This window comes from Capnocytophaga sp. oral taxon 324 str. F0483 (assembly GCF_000318315.2).
Lineage (GTDB): Bacteria > Bacteroidota > Bacteroidia > Flavobacteriales > Flavobacteriaceae > Capnocytophaga > Capnocytophaga ochracea.
This window is the reverse complement of the sequence record NZ_KB291491.1, coordinates 1-7,050: the sequence shown is the minus strand read 5'-3', so window position 1 is coordinate 7,050 and position 7,050 is coordinate 1. Positions and strand designations below refer to the sequence as shown.

The 7,050-nt window shown below is 39.9% G+C and carries 6 protein-coding genes; 1 reads left to right on the top strand and 5 read right to left on the bottom strand.

Annotated features, from left to right (window positions below; genetic code table 11):
• Nucleotides 1-155: 155 nt before the first annotated feature.
• Complete coding sequence (locus HMPREF9072_RS01700) at nucleotides 156-1,418, bottom strand: acetyl-CoA hydrolase/transferase family protein (RefSeq protein WP_009410211.1); 1,263 nt, start codon at nucleotides 1,416-1,418, stop codon at nucleotides 156-158.
• A 114-nt stretch (nucleotides 1,419-1,532) separates the two neighbouring features.
• Between HMPREF9072_RS01700 and HMPREF9072_RS01695 the strand changes: the two genes are divergently transcribed.
• Nucleotides 1,533-1,943, top strand: coding sequence for a BrxA/BrxB family bacilliredoxin (locus tag HMPREF9072_RS01695; protein WP_009410210.1), 411 nt, complete (start codon nucleotides 1,533-1,535; stop codon nucleotides 1,941-1,943).
• Nucleotides 1,944-2,002: 59 nt separating this feature from the next.
• Here the strand turns inward: HMPREF9072_RS01695 and HMPREF9072_RS01690 are convergent, their stop codons facing one another.
• The 4 genes from HMPREF9072_RS01690 to pdhA form a co-directional block, all read right to left on the bottom strand.
• Entirely contained in the window at nucleotides 2,003-3,154 is a 1,152-nt protein-coding gene (locus HMPREF9072_RS01690; RefSeq protein ID WP_009410209.1) for a serine hydrolase, read from the bottom strand.
• 16 nt (nucleotides 3,155-3,170) lie between these two features.
• On the bottom strand, nucleotides 3,171-4,046 hold the full coding sequence (gene sucD, locus HMPREF9072_RS01685) for a succinate--CoA ligase subunit alpha (protein ID WP_002672787.1): 876 nt from the start codon (nucleotides 4,044-4,046) through the stop codon (nucleotides 3,171-3,173).
• Nucleotides 4,047-4,260: 214 nt separating this feature from the next.
• Nucleotides 4,261-5,877, bottom strand: coding sequence for a pyruvate dehydrogenase complex dihydrolipoamide acetyltransferase (locus tag HMPREF9072_RS01680; RefSeq protein WP_009410208.1), 1,617 nt, complete (start codon nucleotides 5,875-5,877; stop codon nucleotides 4,261-4,263).
• Between the two features lie 36 nt (nucleotides 5,878-5,913).
• Nucleotides 5,914-6,912: a pyruvate dehydrogenase (acetyl-transferring) E1 component subunit alpha gene (gene pdhA, locus HMPREF9072_RS01675; RefSeq protein WP_002672792.1), complete on the bottom strand. Its 999-nt coding sequence runs from the start codon at nucleotides 6,910-6,912 to the stop codon at nucleotides 5,914-5,916.
• Between the last annotated feature and the right edge of the window lie 138 nt (nucleotides 6,913-7,050).

Here is a 7,050-nt window from a genome sequence, read left to right as displayed (position 1 = left end):
TTCACCAAAATTCTTCTCAGCTCTCTTCCGTTCTCCTCCGTTTCCTTCCGAATACTCCTAACCGTCCCAACACATCGCTTTTTCATCTCAAACTTTGGCAAAGTTAATCGCCCGTGCGGCTCGCACCTCATTTGCTAATTGCAACTCGTACTACCCTACTTCATCATAAAACTCCTCTCTAAGTTTTCACGGTGGTTAGGGTGCGCTATTGCAATCAATGCCTTAGCCCTTTCACATAAATTCTTGCCAAAGAGCTCAGCCACACCATATTCAGTAACGATATACTGCACGTGAGCACGAGTGGTTACCACACCTGCCCCTTGTTTAAGGAAAGGCACAATCTTGCTCTCTCCTTTGTTTGTGGTCGAAGGAAACGCAATGATTGATTTACCTCCTTCACTAAGCATTGCACCTCTTACAAAGTCTATCTGTCCACCAAATCCTGAATAAATAGCCGTTCCAATAGAATCAGCACACACCTGCCCCGTAAGATCCACCTCTATTGCTGAATTGATAGATATCATTTTCGGGTTCTGACGTATCACCGACACCTCATTAGTGTACGAAGCTTCAGCTATTTCCACTGATGGGTTCTTGTCAATAAAATCATATAACTCTTGTGTACCCATCACAAACGAAGCTATAATCTTGCCTTTGTCTATCTTCTTTTCATAACCATTAATCACGCCCTTTTTCACCAAATCAAGCACTCCTTCTGTGAGCAGTTCTGTATGAATACCTAAGTTTTTTAGGTGTCCCATCTCTCCCAAAGTAGCATTAGGAATGTTACCAATACCCAATTGCAATGTACTACCGTCCTCAATAAGAGGCACAATATGTCGGGCTATTTGTTTTTCAATAGTATCAGGTTCTGTAAGATGCAATGAGAAGATAGGAGCATCGTGTTCTACTAAGAAGTCTATTTCATCAATATGTAGAAGGGCGTCACCGTAAGTACGAGGCATTTGCTTGTTTACTTTTGCAATCACATATTTTGCATTGCGTATCGCCGATTTACAAGCCTCTACACTCACACCCATAGAACAAAAACCAAACTTATCAGGAGGCGATACTTGTATAAGCACTACATCTACTTTAACGTGCTTCCTATCAAATAATAAAGGCATATCACTTAAAAAAATAGGGGTATAGGAACCATTCCCATTTTTCATAATATCTCGCACATTCCTCGACAGAAAAAAAGAATTTACATAAAAACTATCCTTGTATTTAGGGTCAGCATAAGGAGCGTCTCCCTCAATGTGAATGTGCCCTATACTTACATTGCGTAGTTCTGATGCACGCTCTACAAGAGCATCTACAAGTATTTCAGGTACAGCAGCGCCTCCGTGAATATAAACAAAGTCACCACTCTTTACAACCTTTAAGGCTTCTTGAGCAGTCGTAATTTTTGCCATTTAAAATAATATTAGTTAATGGCTCAAAAGTACTACATTAAATCCAATTGGCAAAATAATTAGTAATATAATTTTTTTTAGTACCTTTGTCCCCAATTTTAAAAACGAAGTATTATGTATCCACCTGAATTGGTAAAACCAATGATAGAAGAACTAACAGCGGTTGGTTTTGAAGAATTAAAAACAGCTGAGGCTGTAAGAGAAGCACTGAAAAGAGCAGGTACTACCCTCGTGGTAGTAAACTCTGTATGCGGTTGTGCTGCCCGTAATGCGCGCCCTGCAGTAATCTACAGCTTGCAAAACGCTAAGAAACCCGACCATCTTACCACTGTTTTTGCTGGGGTCGATAGAGAGGCTACTGAAGAAGCTCGTAACTTTATGCTTCCTTTTCCTCCCTCCTCTCCTAGTATAGCTCTGTTTAAAGATGGTGAATTAGTGCATATGTTGGAACGCCATCACATCGAAGGTAGAATGGCTGAAGCTATCGCTGAAAATCTCCAACAAGCCTATAATGAATTTTGTTAATCAATTTTCATTTCTAAAAAATCCTTTTGTGATACCAAAGATATCACAAAAGGATTTTTTTAATACTGATTAGGAATACGCTCTGCCCCTTCAATAATAAAGTCGGTTAAGCGTTGTAAGTAGATATTAATTTGCGGGTCAGTTACATTAAACAGCAATACAATTACCAGTTGCTCATTAGGGTATACTGATAGCCAACCGTAACCTCCCACTCCCATTCCTGTGTGTCCAAAATAATCACGCCCATTCCAGTCTCGCTGGTTTTGCCAACATATACCATAACTCACCTCAGTATCATCAAAAGTACATTGCTTTTTTAGCATCTCGTTTTCTATAGGCTGAGAAAGAAAATTATGGCGCTCTATAGCAATTCCCATTTTAGCAATATCGTTAGAAGTAGAAAGAAAGCCTCCTCCTGCCAGCTTAAAGTAGTTATTCACATCAGGGGCTTTGGTGAGTCCTCCTTTTTTAGACCTTGAATAAGGTGTAGCCTCATCTTTAATTATTTTTCCTCTATCAGGGAAAGTGCGCCACATATTCAAAGGCTTAAACACTTCCTCTTTAGCCACATTCTCAAACTTCTCATTCAAACACTTTTCTATAGCCAATGAAATCAAATTTATACCGTAGCTACTATACAAAAACTTTGTTCCTGGTGCCGACTGTAATATGTCATCTTTAAATAAATTCACTCCCTGTTCAATACTGTAAGCTTTATTTAAAGTATATTCATTAGCCCTATAAGTGCGTATGCCTGCTAAGTGTCCTGCAAGTTGTTTCACGGTAAAATCAAAAGGCTTTTGCGGGTAATCAGGTATATATTCATAAATTGAAGTATTCCAGTCAAACTTCTTTTGCTCTTGCAGTCTAGCCAGTACCATTCCTGTAATAGCTTTCGACATACTCGCTACCCTAAATAGCGTATTCTTAGGGTCAATAGTTGTCTTTTTAGTAATATCAGCATATCCATAACCTCTTTGCCATATTATTTTCCCTTGTTTGGCTACAGTTACAGAGGCTCCTGGTATGATTTGTTCTTGTATTAGGTATTGTAATATTTTCTCAGCTTCAGTACGTGCATCGTCAAACGAGATTACTTCAGAAGGATTTCTTTTAAATACATCTACATCTTGAAGCTTCTTTTGTGCAAATAATGAATTAAAAAATGAAATAATAGTGCTAAACAAAACAATAAGTATTAGTTTTTTCATAAATTATTAACAAATGCTATTTTTTCATTATTTCAGCTACCTTCTCCCCTATTTTAGCAGGCGAATCTACTACGTGAACACCACATTCGCGTAAAATACGTTTTTTAGCTTCAGCAGTATCATCAGCACCTCCTACTATAGCCCCGGCGTGTCCCATTGTTCTTCCTTTAGGAGCTGTTTCTCCTGCTATAAAACTAACTACAGGCTTTTTATTGCCATTGGCTTTTATCCATCGGGCTGCTTCTGGCTCTAACTGTCCACCTATTTCACCTATCATCACAATACAATGAGTCTCTGGGTCATTCATCAATAATTCTACAGCCTCTTTAGTAGTAGTACCAATAATAGGGTCTCCTCCAATACCAATAGCTGTGGTAATCCCTAATCCTTGCCTTACAATTTGGTCAGCTGCCTCATAGGTAAGTGTCCCTGATTTCGAAACTATCCCCACGTGTCCTTTCTTAAAGATAAAGCCTGGCATAATACCTACTTTTGCTTCTTCAGGCGTAATCACTCCTGGACAGTTAGGACCTACCAAGCGGCAATCTCTATTCTTTATGTAGGCTGCTACTTTCACCATATCAGCTACCGGAATCCCTTCTGTAATAGTAATAATTACTTTTATCCCTGCATCAGCAGCTTCCATAATAGCATCAGCTGCAAAAGCGGGTGGTACAAAAATAATAGATACATCAGCTCCTGTTGCCTTCACAGCATCAGCTACCGTGTTAAACACTGGCTTCCCTAAATGTGTTTGACCTCCTTTATTAGGGGTAATTCCTCCTACCACATTAGTGCCATATGCAATCATTTGTTCAGCGTGAAAAGTACCTTCGCTTCCTGTGAAACCTTGTACTATTACTTTTGAATTCTTATTAACTAATACACTCATTGCAATTATTTTTTTTGTTTTCTTATAGCAAAGATAAATAAAACTTCTATACTTTCAAAATCTTTCGTAAAGAAATCGATTATTATTTTACCTTCTTCTTTTTATTACATTAATTATCAATCTATTGCATTATTACTTTTTTCATCTATTCTCATAACAAAAAAGGGCTACCCACATAGGCAACCCTTTTGTAATATGCTGTCCTCAACACTCGTTATGCGAGCATTGTTACAGGATTCTCAATATAAGCTTTGAGTGTTTGTAAGAATTGAGCTCCAGTAGCCCCGTCGATAGTACGGTGGTCGCAAGCAAGAGTTACTTGCATAGTGTGACCTACTACTATTTGTCCGTTTTTCACTACGGGTTTCTCAACAATAGCTCCTACTGAAAGAATAGCAGAGTTAGGCTGATTGATGATAGAAGTAAATACATCTACCCCAAACATACCCAAGTTAGACACGGTGAAAGTGCTTCCTTCCATTTCGGCAGGAGTAAGTTTCTTGTTGCGTGCCTTACCAGCCAAGTCTTTTACCAAGGCGCCTATTTGAGTAAGCGTTAAAGTATCCGTAAACTTGATAACAGGTACTACCAAGCCATCTTCAATAGCCACAGCCACCCCTACATTCACGTGCTTGTTGTAAAGGGTTGTATCGCCTTTCCAAGAAGTATTTACTTGAGGGTGTTTTTTAAGTGCCATTGCGCAGGCTTTCACTACCATATCGTTGAAAGATATTTTGGTGTCTGGCAAATTGTTGATTTGAGCGCGAGATTCCATCGCGTTATCCATATCAATTTCTATTGCCAAATAGTAGTGAGGTGCAGTGAATTTAGACTCTGCCAAACGTTTCGCAATCGTTTTGCGCATTTGTGAGTTTTTCACCTCTTCAGTTACTTCCACTCCCACAGGAATTACAGTTGGGATAGCTGCGCTAGCGGTTGCAGGTGTAGCCGTAGTAGCCGTAGCAACCTTAGCACTTGGTGTAAAGTTTTCTACGTCTTTCTTCACAATACGTCCGTTTTCACCTGTTCCTTTCACCTCAGTAAGGTTAATACCTTTATCTTGTGCTATTTTCTTAGCCAAAGGAGAAGCAAATACGCGGTCGTTTGCATTAGCTACCGAAGTAGTGGCTGATGTGGCTGTTTCAGCCGGTTTGCTTTCAGCCTTAGGAGTTGCAGGAGCCGAAGTTGAAGCTCCGCCAGCTTTCACGGCTGCCAAAACTGCGTCTACATCAGTACCCGCAGGGCCTATAATCGCCAATAATGAATCTACTGCTGCACTTTCTCCTTCTTTTAAACCTATATACAATAAAGTACCTGAATAAAATGATTCAAACTCCATTGTAGCCTTATCGGTTTCAATTTCAGCTAAGATATCACCTTCTTTTACAGTATCACCTACCTTTTTGAGCCAAGAAGCCACAGTACCTTCCGTCATTGTATCACTGAGTCGAGGCATTGTTACCACTTCTACTCCTGCTGGTATAGTAGCACCAGCAACAGGAGCCGTAGTTACCTCAGCAACAGGTTTTGCTTCTTCAGCTTTAGGAGCCGATGCTTGAGCTCCTCCAGCTATAAGTGCCGAAATATCTTCACCCTCTTTACCTATGATAGCCAATAAGGTATCTACTTTAGCACTTTCTCCTTCTTTTAAACCTATATACAATAAGGTTCCTGTATGGAATGATTCAAATTCCATCGTAGCTTTATCCGTCTCGATTTCTGCTAAGATATCGCCTTCATTTACTTTATCGCCTACTTTTTTAAGCCACTTTGCTACAACACCCTCTTCCATAGTGTCGCTCAAGCGTGGCATAGTAATAATTTCTGCCATTTATGTTGTTATATTTAATTAGTGTTTCCTTTTTTATTATAATCTACTGGGCAAGAAAGGGTAATTTTCTTGGTCGTAAACCACATCATACATAATATGTGTTTCTGGATAAGGTGATTCTTCTGCAAATTTCTCACACTCAGCCACACGTTCTTTCACACGTTCGTCGATAGCTTCTAACTCAGCATCGGTAGCATATTTCTTCTCTTTGATAACCGCAAGTACATTGGTGATTGGGTCTTGTTTTTTGTACTCTTCCACCTCTTCTTTAGTACGGTAGTGTTGCGCATCCGACATTGAGTGTCCACGATAACGATAAGTACGAATGTCAAGCAAAGTGGGACCTTCTCCACGGCGAGCGCGTTCTACTGCTTCATACACCGCTTCGGCTACTGTTTCAGGGTGCATACCATCTACCGGTTGGCAAGGCATTTGGTAACCCAACCCGAGTTTCCAAATATCCACGTGGTTAGCAGTTCTTTCCACCGATGTACCCATTGCGTAGTGATTGTTTTCTACAATAAAAACCACAGGCAATTTCCACAACATAGCCATATTCATTGTTTCGTGAAAAGCTCCTTGGCGCACCGCACCATCACCCATAAAGGTAAGTGTAACCGCCTCTCTATTGAAGTACTTATCGGCAAAAGCCAAACCAGCACCCAATGCAATCTGTCCTCCTACGATACCGTGACCACCATAGAAGTGATGTTCTTTCGAAAAGATGTGCATAGAGCCTCCTAAACCGTGAGAAGTACCTGTACCTTTACCGTACAATTCAGCCATAATACGTTTAGGGTCTACACCCAAACCTATAGGGTGTACGTGGCAACGGTAAGAAGTAATCATTTTGTCTTTGGTAGGGTCAATAGCGTGCAAACAACCTGCAGCTACCGCTTCTTGACCGTTGTATAGGTGCAAGAACCCCCTTACTTTTTGTTGAATATAAACTGCAGCGAGTTTATCTTCAAATTTCCTCCAAAAAAGCATATCCTCGTACCATTTTAGGTACACTTCTTTATCAAATTTTTTCATTGGTTTTTGATGTATATAAAAGTCTATTAGTATTCTTACAATAGTATATTTTCTATTATGTTCCGCTATGAGTCTCTCTTAAATTGACTCTTCCTTCGTCTTTCCTTTATCTGCCCGTGTGGCTCGCACCGTCTTTTG

Coding starts and splice junctions, on each gene's coding strand:
- HMPREF9072_RS01700 (WP_009410211.1), bottom strand. CDS start 1,418: ATGGCAAAAATTACGACTGCTCAAGAAGCCTTAAAGGTTGTAAAGAGT.
- pdhA (WP_002672792.1), bottom strand. CDS start 6,912: ATGAAAAAATTTGATAAAGAAGTGTACCTAAAATGGTACGAGGATATG.
- sucD (WP_002672787.1), bottom strand. CDS start 4,046: ATGAGTGTATTAGTTAATAAGAATTCAAAAGTAATAGTACAAGGTTTC.
- HMPREF9072_RS01695 (WP_009410210.1), top strand. CDS start 1,533: ATGTATCCACCTGAATTGGTAAAACCAATGATAGAAGAACTAACAGCG.
- HMPREF9072_RS01680 (WP_009410208.1), bottom strand. CDS start 5,877: ATGGCAGAAATTATTACTATGCCACGCTTGAGCGACACTATGGAAGAG.
- HMPREF9072_RS01690 (WP_009410209.1), bottom strand. CDS start 3,154: ATGAAAAAACTAATACTTATTGTTTTGTTTAGCACTATTATTTCATTT.